Origin of the sequence: Parasphingorhabdus sp. (assembly GCF_048267785.1) — a bacterium.
Taxonomy (GTDB): domain Bacteria; phylum Pseudomonadota; class Alphaproteobacteria; order Sphingomonadales; family Sphingomonadaceae; genus Parasphingorhabdus.
The window spans coordinates 1-21,497 of sequence record NZ_JBLWWU010000023.1; the positions used below are offsets into that span (position 1 = coordinate 1).

The window sequence follows — 21,497 nt, forward strand, 5'->3', positions numbered from 1 at the left end:
GACATTGGTTAAGACCTTGGATTTATATCCGCTCCGCTTCTTTAATCCGAAAAAACGGGGACCGGACCAGTGGGCACCGGTGATCTTCCGGGCGATATGGCTGAGGCTGTCAAAATGGCGGCCTTCAAACTCAAAACCGTCATCGCAGACCAGCACATGATAGCTTTTGCCGTTCCATGACCGGACCAGCCTGGTTCCGGTCTTCAGGGAGATGGCATGCATATGCCCGGCCTTGCCGGTACGCTCCACGCGTTTGCGCAGTCGATCGATCTCGCGCCTAGTGGCATTGGGCAATTTGCCGTGAACACGCTCCTGCAGGCGGTTTGCTATACCGCGGCGCAGCAGGTCCGGGCCAATGTCGGGAGCAGGCGATCGATATGTGTCGCGCCACAGCGAACGCAGCTGGGTAGGGCGCATGGTCATCAGCTCGGCCAGCTGCTTTTCCAGCCCGGTCATGATGCTTCCGCTCCTGCATTCTGGTCAGCCGTCTGGGCAATCCGGTAAGCGGTGCCGTCCTCGTCGCGTTGTTCGCGGGTGATAACAAGGCCCTTTTTGCGTAGGCCTGTCAGGAAGGCACGGGCGCTGTGCTTTTGCCATTTGGTAGCTTTGCATATCTCTTCAATGCTCGCACCCTTGCCTCGGTTTAGCAGAGCGATAACTGTGGCGGATTTACTTTGGTCTTTTGGTTTTTTGCTTGGCATATTGGGTCTCCAGCCTGGCGCTGGAGGTTCCAGCGCTTCCACTGACCCGAGCCGCGGGTCGCTTGTTAGCGTGGGCGGCGCGTCGCATCTGCTAGTTGCAATACCAACAGCAATGCTCGAACGAACACCGAAGTCCAGTGGATTATCGGCTGAATTTTACAAGCTGCATGTCGACTTCCCGCGGATCGGAGCATTGTTGCGGCATGTCAGATCTCGACGATGAAATTGATCATCTCGCTGAAACACAGCGCGGTCAGTGATTCTATTCATGCGCTGAACCGTGTCGAATTTCGCGACGAGACTGCGCGCATGGACAATCATCTCACCAACCACAGCCGGCACCGGCAAGCCGTCGACAAGTGGCGAATTATCGCACGCGACTGTCATCTTGCAGTTAGCCGTGATTTGCTCGGTAGGTTTGGGGTCGGGCAGCGCTGGTGGATCGGCAGCGCGGGAAGTCAGGTAGTAAAATAAATTAGTGCGGCATGACGCCTAGTGGCCGGTAGCGGACTGTCGATTTCATGCACGATCAACCAAAAAACCGGTATGCGCTTCGCTCTGAGCGGAGCAATTACCGTCATTCTTCCTTTCGTATGGGATAAAGTTTACATTGGGTGCCTGCATGTCCAATGATATAGTTATGGATGATGCTTTGACAACGGCGCGAAAATTCCTCGAAAGTCTTCAACGCTTCGAACTATCGACGCTTTTGGGCGAATGTTCTATTACGATTCAAGAAACCAAAGGCGGTTTCGTTGATGACGATTGGTTTTCCAATATGCCGAATGAATACGCCGTCGTCGTCGCACCGCAACCGATTGACGAAGCTCTTCGGAAGCTTGATGAAACCGATCGAAAGCGCGTTGCCGACGCGATTGCCAATGGATGGGGACGTGACGGCTCATTCGATTTAGACGTTCAGACCGTGAAACGTGAAGTTGAAGGCGTGCCTGCTTTGCTCGCCGAAATGCTGATTCATCGCGAAATGATGATAGACGTATCAACAGGCGGACAACGAATTCAGGAAGTGAACGATTACTACCGTGCGCGCGAAGTTCGTATTCGCGAGCGCATGCCCGCCGATTCTCGATACGCTAACCCGCATGACGACTTATGGGCATGGTATCACCATTGGGATAAAGAACTTCCACAATGGAAAGATCGCCGACTTTATGCGCGTCAGCTTTTCGGCCCTGCGATCGAAACTCTGGCGAAACGATCTTCGATGCCTTTGCCGGAGCGGGAAGCCACCGGATGGGAACGCGTCGATCGCGCTTTGTCGAAGGCGCGGACGCAACTTGGCCTATCTTCAGTCGAAGAAGATTTTCAACAAATTGGATTGTTGTGCCGGGAAGTGCTCATATCGCTTGGGCAAGCAGTCTTTGACCCGCTTGTTCATTCATCACCCGATGGAGTCAAACCCAGCGAAACCGATGCCAACCGGATGATCGGCGCATTCATCGCATTCGCCTTCGGCGGTGCCAGCAAAGAAGAGGTCCGCGCTCACGCCAAAGCATCGCTTCGGTTGGCGCTCGCGCTGCAGCATCGGCGCACCGCAAACCAACAGCTTGCGGCCCTATGCCTCGAAGCAACCTCGTCAACCGTCGCCGTAATTTCGATAATCGCTCGGCCTAAATGAATATAGCGCCAGCTGCCCATATAGCTGCCCATAAATAGGTCCGCTTTCCGGTGGCGGTTCACTGCCCGCCAATGTTCGAAATTGGGGCCCATTTCAGACAATCAACAATTGGGCGGACAGCAGAATGTCTGCTCATAGAAAATCATCGGTGACATGCGGACATGGAGTTGTTTCACATCGCGATGGCAGCATCCGCCCTAATTTCGCGCCTTCAAGACTCGAAAGCCGGTCGTCGCGTCCACAAAGCCTGCGTGACAAAGCTGTCGAACTTCTATAACCTATGAGTAATAGGTAAAGAGAAAGACAGAATCATGCGGCAGTCGAACAAATTCTACATAGATGGCGAGTGGGTTGCGCCGGCCGGTGCCGGATCCTTTGCCGTGATCAATCCCGCGACCGAGGAAGTCGCAGGGGAGATTGCAATGGGCAATGCCGTCGATGCCGACCGTGCGGTTCGGGCCGCACGTAATGCCTTCGCCTCATTTTCTCGCACAGACAAGGCCGAGCGGGTGGAATTGATAGATGCGATCCTGGAAGAGTATCGCGTCCGGATCGACGATCTGGCAGACGCCATTACGGAAGAAATGGGGGCCCCTTCGAAACTGGCGAAGGATTTACACGCCAGGATCGGGCACATCCATTTGAAAATTGCCCAGAAGGTGCTGGAGGATTTTGCCTTTAGGCGAGAACGCGGGGGGTCCACGCTGGCTTATGAACCGATCGGGGTTTGCGCGCTGATCACGCCGTGGAACTGGCCGATCAATCAGATCGCCGCGAAGGTCGCACCGGCGCTGGCCACCGGTTGCACGATGGTGCTCAAGCCATCCGAATATTCGCCCTTTTCCGCCCAGATATGGACAGAGGTCTTTGACAAGGCCGGCGTTCCTGCCGGGGTCTTCAACATGATCCAGGGGACCGGCCCGGAAGTCGGAGAGGCTCTTGCCTCGCATCCCGAAGTCGACATGGTTTCCTTTACCGGATCGACGGGAGCCGGAATCGAGGTTGCAAGAGCTGCCGCTCCCACCGTGAAACGTGTGCATCAGGAGCTTGGCGGAAAATCCGCCTTTGTCATCCTCCCCGATGCCGACATGGAGCTAGCCGCAGAAGCATGTTTCCGGTCCGTCATTTCCAACGCCGGCCAATCCTGCAATGCGCCGACCCGCATGCTGGTACCGAACGCTGCCATGGCGGAAGTCGCGAACCACCTTGCGACGGTTGGCGCATCAATTCGGCAGGGCGATCCAAAGACCAATCCGGATGTCGGCCCCGTAGTCTCAAAACGCCAATATGACCGTATTCAGGCGTTGATCGAGAAAGGCATGGCGGAAGGCGCGACGCTTGCCGTCGGCGGGCCGGGGCGACCCGATGATCTGGCCAGAGGATATTTCGTGCGACCGACGGTCTTCAGTCATGTCACCAACGACATGGCGGTGGCCCAAGAGGAAATATTCGGACCGGTTCTTTGTGTGCTGGGTTATGAGGATGTCGACGAGGCAATCGCAATCGCCAACGACACACCTTATGGACTGGCGGGCTATATTCAGGGTCGCGACAGCGATCAGGTCAACGATGTGGCGTCGCGACTTCGGGTGGGTCAGGTGCTGATCAACAGCCCGCACCCCGACGGCATGGCGCCCTTTGGAGGCTACAAGATGTCAGGCAATGGCCGGGAATGGGGAGACCACGGCTTCGAGAGCTTTCTCGAGGTGAAAGCGATCCTTGGCAGCGCAGCCTCAAAAGAAGTGGCGGCCTGATATGGCGTTCATTCCCTTTCCAGACCCGTCAGCGCAGTCCGACGAGTTGAAGGACCGGCTGAAAAGGCTGGGCGGACTCAATGTCACGCGGATGATGAGTCACAATGAGCCGCTGATGGAAGCCTATGCGCGCCTGGGCACAACGATTTTGCTGAAGGGCACGCTGGATCCACTTGTCCGGGAAGCGGTGATATTGCGGATCGGCCAGCTGTGCGGCAGCGAATATGAATGGCATCAGCATGTCAGCGTTGCCCGGAGCATCGGCATGCCCGACGATCAGATCGCGGCGATCGAGCGCGAGGACATTTCGGTTCTCCCGCACGACCAGCAGGTAGCGTTGCGTGTCGCGGAGGAGATTCATCGCGATGCAAGCGCCAGCGAAGCGGCAATGATGGCGGCAACGAAAGTTTTCACGCCAGCACAACTGGTCGAACTGACCATCGTCGCCGGCTTCTATATCATGACCGCCGGCTATTTGCGCAGCCTCCAGATAGAAATCGAGGACACGCCGCCGCTGGCCATCCAGGATATCGGCAAGGACTAGGCGCTATCCAGGATATCGGCAAGGACTAGGCGCTATATCGCAAGCTTGCCTAACGCAGCGCAGCGCCCGGCCCAGTTGCTCATCCCGCCTGAATGATGTCCGCCGCACGCCAGGCCATGGCCATGGTCGGGCCATTGGTATTACCGGACGGGATCGCCGGCATCGCCGACGTATCCATGATCCGCAGATTGGCCACGCCGCGAACGCGGGTCTGGGGGTCGATGACCGAGGTCTCATCATTGCCCATGCGGCAACTGCCAACCGCGTGATATCCGCAGGTGCCGAATTTGTCATAGGCGGACAATATCTGTTCGTCGGACTGATATTCGGGGCCGGGCGACGTTTCCTCGGCGATGAGCCCTGCCAGCGGTTCGGTCGCCAGATATTTTCTGACCGCCCTGACCAGGGCCACCATCTCCTTCTTGTCCTTGTCGGTCGCGTGGTGGTTGGCCTCAATACGGGCGGCCTGGTTGGGGTCGGTGCTTTCGATATGGATGCGTCCCCTTGAACTGGGTCGCAGCGTGTAGGCGCAGACATGCATGCCGGGAATATCCTCGATCTGCGTACGGTCCTCCATGTTGAAGCTGAAGGGAGCGACGAGGATCTGTGCGTTGGGCCGGTTCTGGCCGGAATCGGTCTTCAGCCAGCCGACGATTTCGTAGGATGCCGCCGACATCAGCCCGTCGAAGCCGAGAAAATATTTCAGCGCGTGCCAGACCACACGCAGGCCACCATATTGCTTGTTGTGGGATATATTCTCATTGAGTCGAGACTGAATCAATATGGCGCGATGCTCGATCAGATTCTCACCGACCGAAGGATTTGCATGCACCATCTTGATCCCAAGCGGCTCAAGAATTTCGGGATCGCCAATTCCCGAACGTTCCAGAATGGAGGGTGTTGCCAGAGCGCCGCCGGACAGGATAACTTCTCCATCGACCCCGAATTCCTCCGGACGGCCCGAGACGATTGCAGCCACCCCGATTGCCTTCTTATCTTCGAACAGCACGCGATCGACGACAGCGTCAGTTATGACGGTCAAATTGCTGCGCGCCATCGCCGGGCGCAGAAAGGCCTTGGCGGCGCTTTCGCGCTTGCCCTTATGCACTGTGCGGGGGGCGTAGCCGATGGCCACGCTGTCGTCGGGTTCGTTCATGTCGCGCTTGCTGGCCCAGCCCAGCGCGTGGCCGGCGGCTACCTGGGCCTCGGAGAGGCGGTCGCGATGCGTGGGCAGGGTGATATGAATGGGTCCCTTGTCGCCGCGAGTCTCGGAGGCGCCGAGTTCGTGATTTTCGAGTTCCGAATAAGCCTGGCCGATATGCTGCCAGTTCCAGTCTTCGCTGGTCTGTTCCGCCAACGAGGCAAAATCGGCGGGCATGCCGCGAACATACATCATGCCGTTGATCGACGTCGAGCCGCCCAGCACCCGGCCTCTTGCCCAATATTCGGACTTGTTCGCGGTCGAGGCTTCCGGCTTGCTTTCATGCGCCCAGATATGGTTCGGGTCGGCCATGACCTTGGCGATGCCCTTTGGCATGTGTATCAGGGGATTCTTGTCGCGCGGTCCGGCCTCGAGCAGCAGCACCCTGTTTTCCGGCCGTTCCGAGAGACGATAGGCGAGCACGCAACCAGCAGCACCTGATCCCACGATAATATAATTATACTCGGTCAAAAATTCTCTCCCTTGCTTTTATAAACCTAACTGCCATAGATTAATAGAGTACGCAATTGTTTGGATCAGGAATCGAACCGATGGTGGAAATAGTTTTTGTCGAAGCCGATGGCGAGGAAATCACGGTGGATGCCGAAGTCGGTGAACCATTGATGCGAGCAGCCAAGAATGGAGGAGTCGCCGGTGTCGTAGCCCAATGCGACGGGTCGATGGCCTGTGGCACGTGTCAGGTTTATCTTGAGCCAGACTGGTACCAGCGACTCGAAGACCCTTCCGAAATCGAAGGCGATCTTATTGAATTCTCGCTGTTTCCGCGCGAAACGTCCCGGCTTTCCTGCCAGATACCGGTCGTGGCGGAAATGGAAGGCATGCGGGTGTCAGTACCGGAAGCGCAGCTATAAACCTATTGATTGTAGATTAATGCTCTGATAGTCTCTGCGAGGCAATGTTAAAGGGAAGCCCATGACCAAACCCGCGCTTGAGGAAATGACAAGCAAACCGCTCGTGCAGACGATCAACATGCTGACGGACAGCCAGCAGACGGCTATCCGCAAAATATCCTCGCACGATAATGCACGCGTCCCGAAAATCGAGGCCACCAGGCCAGTTTCGATGTTTACCGGCCAGGAATTCTATGATCTCGAGCAGCGGCATATCTTCAGGAAGCGAGCCGTTCCCCTGACCCTGTCGATGATGGTGGGCGAGCCGGATACGGTGTTTGCACATGACGGCTACGGCATTCCGCTGCTGGTGAGCCGGGACAAAAAGGGTGAAGTCCACGTCTTTCTCAATGCCTGCATGCACAAAGGTGCAAAATTGCTGGAAGGATGCGATCCTGTCAAAAAGGGACGAATTACTTGTCCCTACCATGCCTGGACATATGGCATTGATGGCAAGCTTCTGGCGGCAGCGCGATCCGAGACGTTCGAGAATTTTGACAAGTCCAAGCACAATCTGGCCGAACTTCCGTCTCGGGAAGCCGGCGGATTTATCTGGGCCATGCTCGACCGGCATGCGGAGCCCGATTTTTCAAGCATGGATGAGCAGCTTGTCGCCGACATGGCAGCATTCGATATCGACAGCGCATATATTTACGGGCGCAAGACTTTCCATCTCGACGCCAACTGGAAGTGTGTACTTGAGCCATTTCTGGAAGGCTATCACGTCCAACGGCTGCACGCGAAAACAGTAGGGCCTCTGTTCGCGGATGTGCCCAATGTGACGGATGTTCTCGGCGTCAATATCCGGCAGATTTCGGGGAAGCTCAACTATACCCCCGACTGCCTGGATATCCCGAACGAGAATATCCACAAGTCGGTTACCCACGCCTATAATATATTCCCGAATGGCGTGGTGGTTACCAGCCCCTATTATATCAGCGTGATGTTTCTGATGCCCACAGCGGTCAACAGAACGACCGTCCAATATTTCATGCTGACCCGTTCGCCTGACGACAATGAAAAGGCGAAGGAACTGTACAAAAAATCCTATGACATGATTGTGGACGTGTTCGGCAATGAAGATTTCTGGGCCGCACAAATGTCGCAAGCCGGATTGGAAAGCGGCGCGCTTGACGAGGTCGTCTATTCCGGCCTCGAGGAGACAATCCCACGTTATTATGACATTCTGGAAAGCTGTCTACCACAACAATAATCAAAACAACCTGGGAGAGTTTTTCGCGTGCAAACCATTTTCAGTGCCTTGCAGTGGTGGCAAAAAAGCCGGACCGATGTGACGGCGCTCTCGCTCGGCGGTGACAATATCAGCTATGGTGAATGGGTGCCCTGGATCGAAAGGGTCGCGGCCCAATTGCTCAAAATGGGTGTTGAAAAGGGGGACAGGGTCGACGCCTGCGGTGCCAACAGCCTGGAATATTGCACATTGGCAATGGCTGCCATGCGCGCCGGCGCAATAATTGCGCCGCTGAATGCGCGCTTCACCGCTCATGAGCTCCGGGAGATTGTTGAAGATCATGCGCCGCGACTGATCTTTGCCGCCGAAGAACAAGCTGAAAAATTCTCTGGAACGGGCGTTCCCCTTCATGATTTTTCGGAAATAGCGGCTCTGAGACAAGGTGAGCCGGCAGATGTCGCTTGCTACCTTGATCCCGATGACTGTGTGGTGATCATCTCCACCAGCGGATCCACGGCAAAGCCGAAAGGCGTGATGTTCTCCCATCGCACCATGACGGCCTATGCGATGGCCAATGCCCTTGAGGACGGGGCGCTGCGCGATGGCGGCGGCGTGATCATCGTAGCGCCTCTCGCCACATCGGCCGGCATGGTCCAGCTCGTCCACTATTCGGTGCTCGGCTGCACGCTCTATTTCGAACCGCTATTCGACGCGGAACTGTTCCTCGATATCCTCATCAAGGAGCCGATCGTAAACTTTGCCGGTGCTCCGGCCTTTTTTGAGCGTATCGGTGCACTGCCGCGCTTTGCGGACGCGGACCTGTCCAGCCTGAAAACGGTCTCTGCCGGTGGTGCCCGCGTCACCCGCAAATTATATGACCTTTGGGCCAGCAAAGGCCTGCATATTCGGCAGACCTATGGCCAGACCGAAGCCGGCGGCAATTCGACGGTCAATCCGGTGGCCTTTGCCGCGAGTGACCCCGAGAAATGCGGATGGGGCGGAATATTCATGAAGCACAAGGTCGTCGATGAAAACGGCCACGAGGTGCCGCCGAACACCGAAGGCGAAATACTGATCCAGGGGCCGTCGGTGATGCTGGGATACTGGAACAATCTCGAGCAGACCGCAGCGACGATCCGTAATGGCTGGCTGCATACCGGCGACATTGGGACAATCGACGAACGCGGCCTGATCACTTTTGTGGATCGAGTGAAGGATATTATCGTCTCGGGCGGGCTGAATATATCGGCGGCGGAAATCGAGCGAGCACTGCTCGAATTTCCGGGCGTCGAGGAGGCGGTCGTCATCGCCGCCAAGGATGAAAAGTTCGAGGAAACGCCGATGGCCATTGTCTGGAGCGAGGGCGGGCTCGAAATCCCTGCCCTTATCGAACATTGCAACGGCCGGCTCGCCGACTTTAAAGTGCCCCGCTATGTGGCGATCGAAGAGGGACCTTTGCCCCGGCTTGCCACGGGCAAGCTCGACAAGCCGACATTACGGGAGAAATACAAAAACGCCCACCGGGAACTCCGCAAGGTGCGTTGAAGGAGAGTTTGATGGCAACAAAGACACATGACATTCCGGCCCACATTCACCCCGACCAGGTGTTCGTGTTCGACATCTACGCCGATCCCCGCATCGGGGACGATGTGCAAGGCACCTATAACAGGGCGCTGGAAAATGCGCCGGATGTATTCTGGACGCCGCTCAACGGCGGCCATTGGATCGTCCAGAGATATGATATTACTGCCGAGATCGTCAAGAATCCGGAGGTATTCTCTGCCAGGGAAATGCAGATACCGCGGGTCGAAAACCCGCCCTTCATGATTCCACTGTCGATCGATCCCCCGGAAAATGTCCCCTATCGCCATGCCTTGATGCCCCGATTTTCTCCACGAGCGGTTGCAGATATGGAACCGAAAATGCGTGAGATGGCGGTGAGGATCATCGAGGACGTTGCGGCAGCCGGCGAATGTGATTTCATTGCCGATGTCGCCTCACGGTTTCCTGTATCGGTGTTCATGGAACTCATGGGGTTGCCGCTCGACAAATTGCGCGAATTCCGGAGCATTGCCGACACTTATTTTAACGCAAGAACCAATGAAGAATTGCAGGCTGTATCAGGCCAGATTTTTGCGATCTTCACCGAGCTCATGGAATTGCGTCGTAACAACCCGGAAGACGACCTGATGAGCCATCTGCTGACCGTCAAGATCGCAGATCGGGATATCACCGACGAGGAAATCCTGGCCATGTGCTTTGTGCTGTTTCTGGGCGGAATGGACACGGTCACCAATGTCACGGGCTTCAGTTTCCAATATCTGGCAACCGATCAGGCCCTGCAGAAAAGGCTTGCGGATGACCCGTCGCTTATTCCGCAATTTGCCGAAGAGGGTTTGAGAATGTTCGGGGTCATCGGCACCCCGCGTCTGGTGGTGAAGGACCATGAGGCTTTTGGCGTCGCATTCCGCAAAGGGGAGATGGTTTTGAATCTTTTATGTCAGACAGGTCGGGATGACCACAAGATCGAAAATCCAAATATATTCGATATCGACCGCAAGGACAAACCGCATCTCAATTTCTCGACCGGACCCCATTTGTGTCTCGGCCACGCGCTGGCACGGGCCGAGATGCGGGTACTGGCGGAAGAGTGGCTGAAACGGGTTCCACAATTCCAGGCGAAACCGGGAATGAAGCATGGCTTCCGTATCGGAACGGTCTTCGCAATCGAAAGCCTGCCGATTTCGTGGACCGTCGACTGATGGTCGAAACAGCGACAGCCCCGGTCGGGGCAGAAGGGCGCTATTGGAACGCGTTGCGCGAGGGGCATCTGGAATTGCCGCAATGCGCCGGCTGCGGTCGCTGGCACTGGCCTGCGGTCTTTCGCTGCGGAGAATGCGGCAGCTGGCAGCATGACTGGAAAAGGCAGCCGCTGGTCGGCACGGTCTTTTCCTGGACGCGAACCCATCACCCGTTCGGCGGCACGGAATCGATCGACAAGCCGTTCACCTCCGTGCTCGTCACGCTCGACGCCGTGCCCGTCCGGCTGATAGGAATTCTGGGTCAGGCCGAGGGGGAGATCGCCATCGGGGATCCGCTCGAGGGCCATGTCGAAACCATGAAATTCCGGGACAGAGACATGCCGGCTCTCCGCTGGAGCAAAAGCCTATGACCGGATTCCTGTTCAAGAAGACGGCCGTCGCCGGTGTCGGCTATCGCCAATATCCTCGCGGAACTGCCGACCTGCCCGAACGGGGGGTTCTGGTGCGAGCGATAATCGACGCCTGCGATGATGCCGGGTTCGACCCGGCGGACATCGACGGCTTCGTGTCCTATGGCGATGATCATAATGAACCGGTCCGGCTGATGTCCGATCTGGGGACCAAGGAGCTGAAGCTGTCGACCCAGGTATGGGGCGGTGGCGGTGGCGGTATCGCCGGGACATTCCAGCTGGCGGCATCCGCCATCGTCACCGGCCAGGCGAATGCCGTCGTTATCTTCCGGGCGCTGGTCGAGGGCAATAGCGGCCGCCTGGCAGAGGCGGTGATGGCGCACCATCTGAACGACCATATGGTCGGCGCGGGAATGGTCGCGCCGGCGCAGATCTGCGCGATGCGCGCCCAGCGCTTATTCGAATATCACGGGGTGCCACAATCGACCTGCGAGGAACTGGTCCGCGCCTCCTATTATCACGGCAGTCGCAACCCGGATGCGGTCGCTTATGGCAAGGACCTCGATGTCGAGAGTTACCGGACCTCGCGCTGGGTCGCGGAGCCGTTTCGCCTGTTCGATTGCAGCCGCGAAAATGATGGCGCGGGCGCGTTGCTGATGGTGTCCTCGGACCTTGCCAAGAATCTGGCCAAGAAACCGGTGCAGCTTCTGTCGGCCGCTCAGGGAACGGAAAAAGGCTGGGGCGATTTGCTGGAGAATGACGCGGCCGAACTCTACGCCACCACGGGGTTTCGGGCGATCAGACAGAGATTGTTCGAGCAGGCCGGGTTGACCCCCGCCGACATTGATGTGGTGCAGCTCTATGAGAATTTCAGCGCCCAAGGCGTGGCGTCCCTGATCGATCACGGCTTCTGCACCTATGACAATGTCGCCGAATTTGTCCGGTTCGAAAATCTGGTCGCGCCGCATGGCAAGCTGCCGGTCAATACTTCGGGTGGCAATTTCGCCCATGGCTTCGTCCACGGGATTATCTGCGCGATCGAGGCAATCCGTCAGTTGCGCGGTGAATCGGTAAACCCGGTCCCTGATGCAAAGACCTGCCTGCTGGCCGGAGGGCCGGGCTCGCCGACCATCAGCTCAGCGATCTTCGGTGTCGATTGACGGCTTGTCCTCGCGCATTGCATCGGTGCGAACGCGAATACCGAGGATCAACGTCCGCAACGCTTCGAGGAACAACTGTTCATCGTCATAAGGGTTGGCCGCTATCGATTCGGCCAGATTCGGATATCGGTCCGCGACAAATGCCGGCATGCTCGGTGACCCGTTGGCGAGCGCGGCGGCCTGGAACAGCGCCGAACCATAAGTGAGTTTCTCGATCGCCTCTAGCATCGCCATGTGCAGCTCACGGGTTTCGGGATAGCCCTTCACCGTTCGTTCGTAAGCCCCGAGCATCAGATGACGCGGAAAAAACTGCAGTATCAGAGGCGCCGCATTGGGATAGCGCAGCAAGGCCTTTCGGGTGTCCAGGCAGATCTGGATCGTTCTTGCTTCCCAGTCGCCGGAGTCGTCCTCTGCAAATTTGGCAAGCGAAAGAATCTCGCGCGCGACCTCTTCCAGCAGATCCTCCTTGTGCTGGAAATGGTGGTAGAGCGACGGGGATTTGACATCCATTTTCCTCGCCACAGCGCCTAGGCTGAAGTCCGAAAGACCGTGTTCTTCAATAATTTCCAGCGCGGCCTGGACGGCGGTCTCGCGTGTTATCAATGCTTTTTTTGGACGGGCCAAGCCTGTTTCCCCTTGTTTTCCAGCGATCCTGTTTTCCTACCAGCCGCAAATTGTCAATGCGCTTGATCTATTAGGGGTTCAGCGAGTTGCGGGCCTGCCGCTACTATCAGGTCTATTTCAAATCCCTCCAGCCAGCTCATCCCGGAAACCTGTTCGGCCATTTCCGGTTGCGAGGGAGTGATCGCGTTCAGATTCGCTCCCGGCTGACGGTTCGCGCGATTCCATCCCCCGGCATGTCCCCAGCCGTGCGGATAGGCGACGCAGCCCCGGCGCACCTCGTCGGTCAGGCTAACCGTCACCTCGATCTCCCCCCATTGCGATCGCATGATGACGGCGGAACCGTCGGCTATATGGCGATCCTCGGCATCGGCGGGGTGGATCAGCAGCCTTGGTTCATCGTTGCGGACCAGCTTCTCGACATTGTGCATCCAGCTGTTGATGCATCGCAGCTTGCGCAGATTGATCAGCCGGAGGCCGTTCCGGTCACGCTCGGGCGCGGCGGCCAGCCGTTTGATTTCCGATGCCGAAACGTCGGACCACAGGTGGATCTTGCGATCCGCGTGCCCGATGCGTTTCTTGAAATCAAACGCCCATCTGCCGCGCTCGATCATGATGCCGTGGGTCTCGGCCTTGAGGCGTTCTAGCGACAGCCCGTCCTGTCCCTCGACGCCGGCGCGCAGTTCGGCATCCGCAATTTCAAAAGGAGTTCTCGTAAAATATTGGTCTGCCTTGCCCATGCGTTCGGCCAGTTCGCTCAGAATATCGAATTCACCTCGCGCGTCGCCAACCGGCGGAATGACGGCATCGACATATTGGGCAAAGGGCCGGACCATGTGGTTCATGAAAAACTGGTTTATGTCGGCGCGCTCGAGCGCGGTGGTCACCGGCAGGATATAGTCGGCGTGCCGCGACGTTTCATTCACGTAAAGGTCGAGCGCGACCATCAGCTCCAGCTGTGCAAATCCATCGGGCAGGCGGGGTCCGTTGGGCATCGACATGACCGGATTGGCGCCGACCACCATCAGCGATTTTATCTGTCCCTCGCCGGGCGTGGTCATTTCCTCGAACAAGGTCAGGCTGGGCTGCGATCCCCAGACGCTGGGCAGGCCGCTGACCCGCGAGGGATGGCCCCCCAGCGCTGCGCCAGGCGCAATCCCGCGAACCTGCTCCGCCTTCGCCGAACCACCATGCCCCCATCCCACACCACCGGCTGTGTGAAATTTGCCCGCGATGACATTCAGGCTATTGAGGAAAATATTGGTCAGAGTGGAATAGCTGCCGCGACAGATGCCGACGCGCCCCATCGCGGCTGATCTCGGCGTAGTCGCAAAATCCCTTGCAAGCTTGCGGATCGCTTCTGCCCCAATCCCGCACCGCGACTCGGCGACTTCCGGGGTGATCCATATGATCGCCTCGGCAAAAGCCTCCCAACCGGTGCAGTTTTCCGCAAGAAATTGCTTCGCTTCCAGCCCCTCGCTGACGATTACCTGCAACAGCGCCCCGATCAGCCAGACATCGCTGTCCGGGATGACCGGGACATGCTCATATTTGCGGGCGGTTTCGGTCCGTCTCGGATCGACAACGACGACGCGCCCGCGGCTCGCAATCGCGTCGAGATCCTCGCGAAACCGCGGTGCAATCAATAGCGAGCCATGGCTGACCAGAGGATTGGACCCGAAAACAATCAGATGGTCGCACGCCACCAGGTCGGGAAACACGAACGCATGGGTGCCGAACATCAATTCGGTGGCCAGAACCGGCGACGCGATATCTTCCGATCCCGGCGTATAATGCCTGGTGCATCCCATGGCCTGCTGGAACAGGGCATTCGCCATCGCGCTCGGCCAGCCCATGCTGGGCGGGTTCCCGGTGTTCATGGCGAAAGCCTGCGGGCCGTATTGATCCCGCACCGAGGTCAGTCTCCGTGCAATATCGCCGAGCGCTTCATCCCAGCTTGTTCGGACGAATTCCCCGGGCCCGCCGACTCGTTTCATCGGAAATGTGACACGGTCTTGATCATGGACGATATCTGCGAGCGCTGGGCCTTTCACGCAAATATGCCCTTGCGAATGCGGATTGTCGTGGTCGGGGCGAATTTTGGCAATCTTGCCGTCCTTCACCGTTGCCACCATACCGCACAGCGCCTCGCAGATGCGACAATAAGTGACGTGATCACCGTCCTGGCCCGGTTCGATTGCGATTCTGCTTCTCTGTTTCAACGGCTTTTCCTTGTCCTGTCGCCGGCCCAAACTCTGTTCAACCCGATCGCTGCGGTGACGGCAATGGCCCGGTTTTCCGAGATAAAATGCCAGTTTTCATTTCTCTATTGCAATTAAACCTAATGACCGTAGAATAATGTCTGTCGTTCCGCAAGAGAACGGTTTTGGAGGGAAATGTCGAAATGGCCAAAAAATCAATGCATCTGAAGTTCTTTGCGTCCGCCGGTCTGGCGACACTGGCTGTCGCGCTGCTTTCTGCTTCGCCAGTGCAGGCGCAGGATCAGTCGCCTGCAAGTGGCGCCGAGGATGCGACCGATCCGGACACCGGTTCCTTTTCTGAATCGGATATGATCATCGTGTCTGCCCGCCGGCGCGACGAGCGACTGATCGATGCGCCGGTGGCGATTACCGCCGTCACGGGCAAGACGCTGGACAAATATGCGGTCAGTTCGGTGACCGACCTTTCGCAGCAGGTGCCCAATCTGGTTGCCGGCAAGGCCGCATCCGGATCATCCGCTTCGATATTCCTGCGCGGTGTCGGTTCGACCGCATTGAGCGCGGGCTTCGACCAGTCGGTGTCCTTTGTCATCGACGGCCTGCCGATGAGCCGCGGGCGTGAAATTTCCCTGCCCCAGTTCGATATTCAGCGTGTCGAGGTTCTCAAGGGACCGCAGGCACTCTTCTTTGGCAAGAATACCACAGGCGGATTGATCAGCATCGTCACCAACGGCCCGGAGGATTATTTCGAGGCGGGCGGCAAGGTCGGCTACGGTTTCGAAGCGGAACAAAAATATGTCGAGGCGTTCGTTTCTGGGCCGCTCAGCGACAGCTTCCGCCTCCGCCTCGCTGGACGCTATTCCGACAGCGAAGGCGCATTCACCAACAGCGCGTCCGATATCTATCCCTCGCCGCTCAATTTCCTCACCGGAACCTTGGGAACACCCAATCAGATCAATCGCACCCGCAACTCGAAGAAAAGAGGCGGCGCAGAAACATACGGGCTGCGTGCTACCGCAGAATGGGATGTGTCACCGGGGTTGAGCTTCGAAGTCAAGGCCGGCATTTCCGATGTTCAGGATGGCGGGCCAACCGATATATTGGAACGTCTCTGTGGTGGCGGACGAACGGTCCCACAACCCTCCATACCGGCACCCGGGTTCGTCGTGCCTGCCAGTCCCAACACCGATTGTAGCATCAATGGGGTAGCGGACGCTGCTGCCATTCCCGTAGAGGTTGCAACAGCGGATTATCGCTATGCTAGGAATGGCGAACTCTATGCGGATTTCGCTTCGCAATATGGCGTGCTGACGACAACGATCGAAAGCAATATGTTCGATGTCACCGGCATCACCAGCTATTATCATTTCAAGCAGACCGACAATAATGTCGTGTCCGGCGAGTCCTATCCCGCCAACTTCACCCAGTTGGCCGAATTCGACCAATTCTCCCAGGAAGTGCGCTTCCAGTCGAAGTTTGACGGTTTTTTCAACGCCATGTTCGGCGCGTTCTACTCCGATGGCAATTTCGAATTCAATACGGATGCATTCATCCTCCCGTTTCCGCCGCCGACCGCGACCGGGACCTTTGTCACCTTCAAGCGGGACAACGGCTTCGATGCCAAATCTTTCTCGATATTCGGGGAGGCGCAGTTGGCCTTTGGCGATTTCGAACTGTCCGCCGGTGCCCGCTATTCCTACGAGCAACGCAACTCGTTCCAGCGATCGCTCAGCGCCAATCCGAGCATCGTGGCCGAAGTCCAGCCGGGTGTTTTCCTGCCAGCTTTTCCAGGGGGCATAAACATATCGGACAAGTTCACCGATAGCGATTTATCGCCCCAGATGACCCTGCGATACAAACCCAGCCAGGACGTCACGCTATACGCCGCCTACAAGCAGGGTTTCAAGACCGGCGGGTTCAATATTTCCCAGGTTCTGTCCGTGGCTGCCCTGTTCGATCCGGCCGGCGCCACCGCTTCCGGTCGTTACGCCAGCGAAAGCGCGGAAGGCGGAGAAATGGGTATTCGCACGCTCTTCTTGGGTGGCGACCTGGCACTGAATGCCACCGCCTATTATTACGAATATACCAACCTCCAGGTTCAGGTTTTTGATCCGGCGACCGTTTCACTAATTGCAGACAATGCCGGCAAATTGAGAACCCAGGGGATCGAGGCCGATTTGACCTGGAGGATTTCGCCCGCGTTCAGCATCCGAGCGGCGGCGGCCTATAATGATGCCAAATACAAGGACTTCATCGGGGCCTGCTTCGAGGGGCAGACCATTGCGCAAGGTTGTAATTTCAATCTGAACGCCTCGACCGGTGCCTTCACGTCCCAGAATTACGGCAATCGCACGCCGCCCAAGGCACCCGAATTTGCTGCGCGCGCCGGCTTCACCTATGACTTGCCGATCGGCAGCTCCGGCGGCCGGCTGTCCTTCAATGGCGACGCTGCCTATACATCGAAATATAATTTTACCGATACGCTTCGCCCGGATTCTGTCCAGGACGCCTATGTCAAATTCGACGCTTCGATCGCTTATCATGCGCCCGATGATCGCTGGAGCCTGGCGGTGATCGGCCGCAATCTGACCAACGAACTGGTCGTTACCGCGGCCAATGATATCCCGTTCACCGGGGGGCTGGCCCAGGGCACCGGGACCGCTGGTCCGGGTACCGTCGCCGACATGTCCGCCTTTGTCGACAATCCGCGGGAAATTTTCGTGGAAGCTTCGTTCCGGTTCTGACCGGTTACGGGCGGGTTGCGCTCTCCCAATCACAACCCGCCCGATTTGATTGCAAGGACCAAGACATGAGCGATGCGATCCAGATAGAATATCCCGATCGCCTTTTTATCGGGGGGGGAGTGGATCCGGCCGTCCAGCGCGGATCAACTGAGGCTTGTAAATCCCGCCGATGAAGAGATTTTCTTCACCGTGGCCGAAGCGCGGCAAGACGATCTCGAGTCCGCGGTTGCCGCAGCCCGCAATGCCTTTGATCATGGTCCGTGGCCGCAAATGGGCGTTGCCGAGCGCGCGGCCGAGTTGCGCAAAATGGGGGAGGCGCTGGACAGGCGCGCCGGTTCGCTCGAAAATGCGTGGGTAAAACAGATCGGTGTTCCGCTGGCGATGGCGCGGGGGTCCAGTGCGGGCGCATCGGCTATCCTGAACTATTATGCGGCGCTGATCGAAGAGCAGGGTGTGGAAGAGGTCCGCCCGTCTCAGGGCATGCAGTCAAGATATGCCGTGATCGTGAAGGAACCTGTCGGGGTCGTTGCTGCGGTCGCGCCCTGGAACGGGCCGCTGATGACGATGATGATGAAGGTCGCACCGGCTCTCGCCGCCGGTTGCACTGTGATCATGAAGCCGTCACCGGAATCGCCGCTGGAAGCCTTCTTGATCGCCGAGGCGGCCGAGGAGGCGGGCCTTCCCGCCGGCGCGGTCAACCTCGTGCCGGCCGATCGGGAGATATCCGATCTGCTCATCAGCCATGGCGGCGTCGACAAGGTCGCCTTTACCGGATCAACGGCCGCAGGCATGCATATCGCGACGGTCTGCGCTTCGCGCATGGCGCGGTTCACGATGGAGCTGGGCGGAAAATCGGCGGCCATCCTGCTGGACGATTTCGACCCGGCGCTCACCGGCCCCTCCCTGGCTCCCCAGATCACCCTGATGTGCGGACAGGTTTGCATCAATTACAGTCGCTTGCTGGTGCCCCGCTCGCGCTATTCCGACCACGTCGACAGTCTCGTTGCAGCGATGGAAGCGGTCACGGTCGGGGACCCGATGAATGCAGCGACCCAGATGGGGCCGCTCGCCATGGATCGGCAACGGGAACGGGTTGAGCATTATATCCGGCAAGGCGTCAGCGAAGGCGCGAGGATCGCCACCGGTGGCGGACGACCAAAAGGCCTGAACCGAGGCTTCTACTTCGAACCAACGGTATTCGCGGACGCCACTAACGACATGGTGATAGCCCGCGAAGAAATATTCGGTCCGGTCACGACGGTGATTCCCTACGATAGCGAGGCCGAGGCCATTGCGATCGCCAACGACAGTGATTTCGGGCTGAGCGGCGGCGTCTATACCAACGACACCGACCGCGCCTATGGCATCGCGAGATCGGTTCGAACCGGTCATTTCACGCAAAACGGACGCGAATTCGACCTCACCAATCCTTTTGGCGGTTTCAAACAATCCGGCGTGGGGCGCGAGGGTGGTCCCGAGGGCATTGAGCCCTATTATGAGATCAAAACAGTCTTTTTGCCCAAGCTTCCGGCAATTCTTTGATTTTGCTAGATATAATTTTGACATGAACGGAAAAACAAGGAAACGTGAATTCGAAAGAGAGGCAGGGCCGCTTGAGGGTAGGATGCCATCCTCTGACGATCTGACGCTCGCTTTCGACGTGGAAGGACAAGAAGATCGCCCGACGGTTTTCCTGATGCACGGAGGGGGGCAGACAAGGCATAGTTGGTCCGGCGCCGCGCGAGCTCTAGTGGATCGCGGCTACCGCGTTGTTAACTACGACGCCCGCGGGCATGGGGACAGCGATTGGTCGTCGCGGGGGGCGTACTCATTAGCCGACCGGGTGGATGACTTAAGAGCGATGCTCTCGCTGAGTTCGCCGCGGTTCGCTCTGGTCGGTGCCTCGCTTGGTGGGGCGACTGCACTTTTAGCCACGGCGACCGGTATTCTTCCAGCTGGACTCGTCCTCGTTGACATAGTTCCAGAACCGGAACCCGAAGGAATCGAGCGGATCACAAGATTCATGAGCGCTAATCCGAATGGCTTTGGTTCGCTCGAAGAGGCTGTCGAGGCCGTGGCTGCGTACAATCCGACGCGTCCACGCTCTGGCGCCTCGGCGGGACTAATGCGCAATCTGCGGCGACGCTCAGATGGTCGGCTGTACTGGCACTGGGATCCACGAATAATGGAGTTAAAGCCCGCAACCCACCATGCCCAGGTTCAAGGAGCAGCGCGGGAGGTAGGCCGTCGCGCCGCCGTTCCAATAATGCTCGTGCGTGGCTTGGCCAGTGACGTGGTGAGCGATGCGGGTGTTGTAAAATTCAAGGCTCTCGTCCCGGGCTTGGAAGTCAGCGACGTGAGGCAGGCCGGTCACATGGTGGCAGGCGACAACAATGATACCTTCGTTTCAGCAATTATGAATTTTCTGGAGCGTTGTTTGCCCCTCGAAAGCGGAAGCTGACGATGACGATACTGGACGGACAAACTGTGGTTATAACTGGCGCGAGCGCAGGCTTGGGGCGCAGCTTCGCGCCGGTTCTGGCCTCAGAGGGAGCCAAGGTGGTTTTTGTCGCTCTTCGCGCGGACGCCCTTGAAGGCGTCGACTGAGGTGGAAGAGCAGAACACAGCACTTCGCGATTCGCTAGCTGCTCGACTCAGCAGGAGCGCTTCCGAAGATACATGGGCGGAACTAGCCAAGGCTGGTGTCCTTGGTATCTGCGTTCCAGAAAAACTTGGTGGTCTCGGCTTAGGAATCCGCGAAAGCGAGCCTGTGTTTGAGGTGCTCGGAGATCTTTGTCGCCCTACTCGTTTCCTCGAGAGCTCAATTATTGCGGCGGGTTTACTGGACTCTATAGGAGGCGAGGAGTCGCGGGAGCTCCTACGCCGTTTAACTGACCCCGACTTTGTCATTGCCATCGTAGGTTTGGAGCCTGCGACGGCGCCACATCTGCGCCTTGATCGTTTTGCCCAGAGATGCGGTCTTTCAGGGCGCGCTGCACTTGTCCTCGAAGGTGTCGAAGCAGACGTGTTGCTTATTCTGGTGCGCCAAGATGCCAAGGTGAGTCTGGCCGCTGTCTTGGATAAGGCTGACGGGTTAGTTGAGCATGCCTATCCAACGATTGATGGACGAATGGCTGCGGATTTGCGGTTCAACGATGCAACTTGTGTCGTTCTCGCCGACGATTGCTCCGAGGCACTCTCGCGAGTAATAGACCAGGCGATCGCCTGCACTGCTATCGAGGCTGCAGCACTAATGACCCGCCTGGTCGAAGACACTGCCAGCTTTGCTCGTGATCGCGCGCAGTTTGGGCAGCCAATTGGCAGCTTTCAAGTGGTTCAACATCGTCTCGTCGATATGTATATTGCCGCGCGGCGGGCCGGAGCCATAGCCCGACGCGCTATGGCTGGTCTTGAACATTGCAAGGTGCAGCGCGCTGCGCTAGCGAGCGCAGCTAAGGTGACTATTGCGGAGACGGGGCGCTATGTAGGCCAGCAGGCAGTGCAGCTTCACGGTGCTATCGGCACGACATACGAGCACCCAGTGAGCCGCTATTTCAAACGGCTGACCGCTGTTGAGCAACAGCTGGGTGACAGCGACATGCACGTCAAGCGTTACGCGGCTAATGCTTTTGTTTAGAA

Annotated in this window: 20 protein-coding genes; 15 read left to right on the forward strand and 5 right to left on the reverse strand. The window is 57.7% G+C overall.

Annotation, left to right across the window (positions count from 1 at the left end):
• Both ACN0VD_RS15400 and ACN0VD_RS15405 read right to left on the reverse strand, forming a co-directional pair.
• The coding region (locus tag ACN0VD_RS15400) for a DUF2924 domain-containing protein (protein ID WP_417595840.1) at positions 1-456 on the reverse strand (456 nt) is incomplete at its 3' end.
• Positions 453-701 carry a DUF3489 domain-containing protein gene (locus ACN0VD_RS15405; RefSeq protein WP_417595842.1) on the reverse strand — a complete coding sequence of 83 codons (249 nt, stop codon included), beginning with the start codon at positions 699-701 and terminating at the stop codon, positions 453-455. The genes ACN0VD_RS15400 and ACN0VD_RS15405, both read right to left, overlap by 4 nt.
• A gap of 219 nt (positions 702-920) precedes the next feature.
• On the opposite strand from ACN0VD_RS15405, the gene ACN0VD_RS15410 reads away from it, so the two are divergent.
• From ACN0VD_RS15410 to ACN0VD_RS15425, 4 genes are all read left to right on the forward strand, one after another.
• Positions 921-1,175: a hypothetical protein gene (locus ACN0VD_RS15410; protein ID WP_417595844.1), complete on the forward strand. Its 255-nt coding sequence runs from the start codon at positions 921-923 to the stop codon at positions 1,173-1,175.
• A gap of 166 nt (positions 1,176-1,341) precedes the next feature.
• Positions 1,342-2,340: a hypothetical protein gene (locus ACN0VD_RS15415; protein WP_417595846.1), complete on the forward strand. Its 999-nt coding sequence runs from the start codon at positions 1,342-1,344 to the stop codon at positions 2,338-2,340.
• A gap of 311 nt (positions 2,341-2,651) precedes the next feature.
• The gene (locus tag ACN0VD_RS15420; protein WP_417595848.1) at positions 2,652-4,094 is read left to right on the forward strand and encodes an aldehyde dehydrogenase family protein; all 1,443 of its coding nucleotides are present in this window, start codon (positions 2,652-2,654) and stop codon (positions 4,092-4,094) included.
• A 1-nt stretch (position 4,095) separates the two neighbouring features.
• Positions 4,096-4,638, forward strand: a complete 543-nt coding sequence (locus ACN0VD_RS15425) for a carboxymuconolactone decarboxylase family protein (protein ID WP_417595850.1) — start codon at positions 4,096-4,098, stop codon at positions 4,636-4,638.
• A 79-nt stretch (positions 4,639-4,717) separates the two neighbouring features.
• Here ACN0VD_RS15425 and ACN0VD_RS15430 read toward each other — a convergent pair whose 3' ends face one another.
• Positions 4,718-6,310 carry a GMC family oxidoreductase gene (locus ACN0VD_RS15430; protein ID WP_417595852.1) on the reverse strand — a complete coding sequence of 531 codons (1,593 nt, stop codon included), beginning with the start codon at positions 6,308-6,310 and terminating at the stop codon, positions 4,718-4,720.
• A gap of 80 nt (positions 6,311-6,390) precedes the next feature.
• On the opposite strand from ACN0VD_RS15430, the gene ACN0VD_RS15435 reads away from it, so the two are divergent.
• From ACN0VD_RS15435 to ACN0VD_RS15460, 6 genes are all read left to right on the forward strand, one after another.
• Positions 6,391-6,711, forward strand: a complete 321-nt coding sequence (locus ACN0VD_RS15435; RefSeq protein WP_417595854.1) for a 2Fe-2S iron-sulfur cluster-binding protein — start codon at positions 6,391-6,393, stop codon at positions 6,709-6,711.
• Positions 6,712-6,772: 61 nt separating this feature from the next.
• Entirely contained in the window at positions 6,773-7,963 is a 1,191-nt protein-coding gene (locus ACN0VD_RS15440; protein WP_417595856.1) for an aromatic ring-hydroxylating oxygenase subunit alpha, read from the forward strand.
• Positions 7,964-7,990: 27 nt separating this feature from the next.
• The gene (locus tag ACN0VD_RS15445; protein WP_417595858.1) at positions 7,991-9,487 is read left to right on the forward strand and encodes an AMP-binding protein; all 1,497 of its coding nucleotides are present in this window, start codon (positions 7,991-7,993) and stop codon (positions 9,485-9,487) included.
• Between the two features lie 11 nt (positions 9,488-9,498).
• Positions 9,499-10,704: a cytochrome P450 gene (locus tag ACN0VD_RS15450; protein WP_417595860.1), complete on the forward strand. Its 1,206-nt coding sequence runs from the start codon at positions 9,499-9,501 to the stop codon at positions 10,702-10,704.
• A complete protein-coding gene (locus ACN0VD_RS15455) occupies positions 10,704-11,114 on the forward strand; it encodes a Zn-ribbon domain-containing OB-fold protein (RefSeq protein ID WP_417595862.1) in 411 nt (136 codons plus the stop codon). The genes ACN0VD_RS15450 and ACN0VD_RS15455 overlap by 1 nt, the downstream gene beginning before the upstream one ends.
• Positions 11,111-12,274: a thiolase C-terminal domain-containing protein gene (locus tag ACN0VD_RS15460; protein ID WP_417595864.1), complete on the forward strand. Its 1,164-nt coding sequence runs from the start codon at positions 11,111-11,113 to the stop codon at positions 12,272-12,274. The genes ACN0VD_RS15455 and ACN0VD_RS15460 overlap by 4 nt, the downstream gene beginning before the upstream one ends.
• Here the strand turns inward: ACN0VD_RS15460 and ACN0VD_RS15465 are convergent.
• Positions 12,251-12,898 (reverse strand): TetR/AcrR family transcriptional regulator, encoded by a 648-nt coding sequence (locus ACN0VD_RS15465; protein ID WP_417595866.1) that lies wholly within the window; start codon positions 12,896-12,898, stop codon positions 12,251-12,253. The genes ACN0VD_RS15460 and ACN0VD_RS15465 overlap by 24 nt on opposite strands.
• Before the next feature lie 53 nt (positions 12,899-12,951).
• Positions 12,952-15,117 carry a molybdopterin-containing oxidoreductase family protein gene (locus tag ACN0VD_RS15470; RefSeq protein ID WP_417595868.1) on the reverse strand — a complete coding sequence of 722 codons (2,166 nt, stop codon included), beginning with the start codon at positions 15,115-15,117 and terminating at the stop codon, positions 12,952-12,954.
• A gap of 182 nt (positions 15,118-15,299) precedes the next feature.
• Between ACN0VD_RS15470 and ACN0VD_RS15475 the strand changes: the two genes are divergently transcribed.
• From ACN0VD_RS15475 to ACN0VD_RS15495, 5 genes are all read left to right on the forward strand, one after another.
• On the forward strand, positions 15,300-17,858 hold the full coding sequence (locus ACN0VD_RS15475) for a TonB-dependent receptor (RefSeq protein ID WP_417595870.1): 2,559 nt from the start codon (positions 15,300-15,302) through the stop codon (positions 17,856-17,858).
• A 96-nt stretch (positions 17,859-17,954) separates the two neighbouring features.
• The gene (locus tag ACN0VD_RS15480) at positions 17,955-19,400 is read left to right on the forward strand and encodes an aldehyde dehydrogenase (RefSeq protein WP_417595926.1); all 1,446 of its coding nucleotides are present in this window, start codon (positions 17,955-17,957) and stop codon (positions 19,398-19,400) included.
• The gene (locus ACN0VD_RS15485; RefSeq protein WP_417595872.1) at positions 19,354-20,319 is read left to right on the forward strand and encodes an alpha/beta fold hydrolase; all 966 of its coding nucleotides are present in this window, start codon (positions 19,354-19,356) and stop codon (positions 20,317-20,319) included. Before ACN0VD_RS15480 ends, ACN0VD_RS15485 begins: the two co-directional genes overlap by 47 nt.
• 2 nt (positions 20,320-20,321) lie before the next feature.
• Positions 20,322-20,465, forward strand: coding sequence for an SDR family NAD(P)-dependent oxidoreductase (locus ACN0VD_RS15490; RefSeq protein WP_417595874.1), 144 nt, complete (start codon positions 20,322-20,324; stop codon positions 20,463-20,465).
• A 1-nt stretch (position 20,466) separates the two neighbouring features.
• Positions 20,467-21,495: an acyl-CoA dehydrogenase family protein gene (locus ACN0VD_RS15495; protein ID WP_417595876.1), complete on the forward strand. Its 1,029-nt coding sequence runs from the start codon at positions 20,467-20,469 to the stop codon at positions 21,493-21,495.
• Positions 21,496-21,497: the final 2 nt, after the last annotated feature.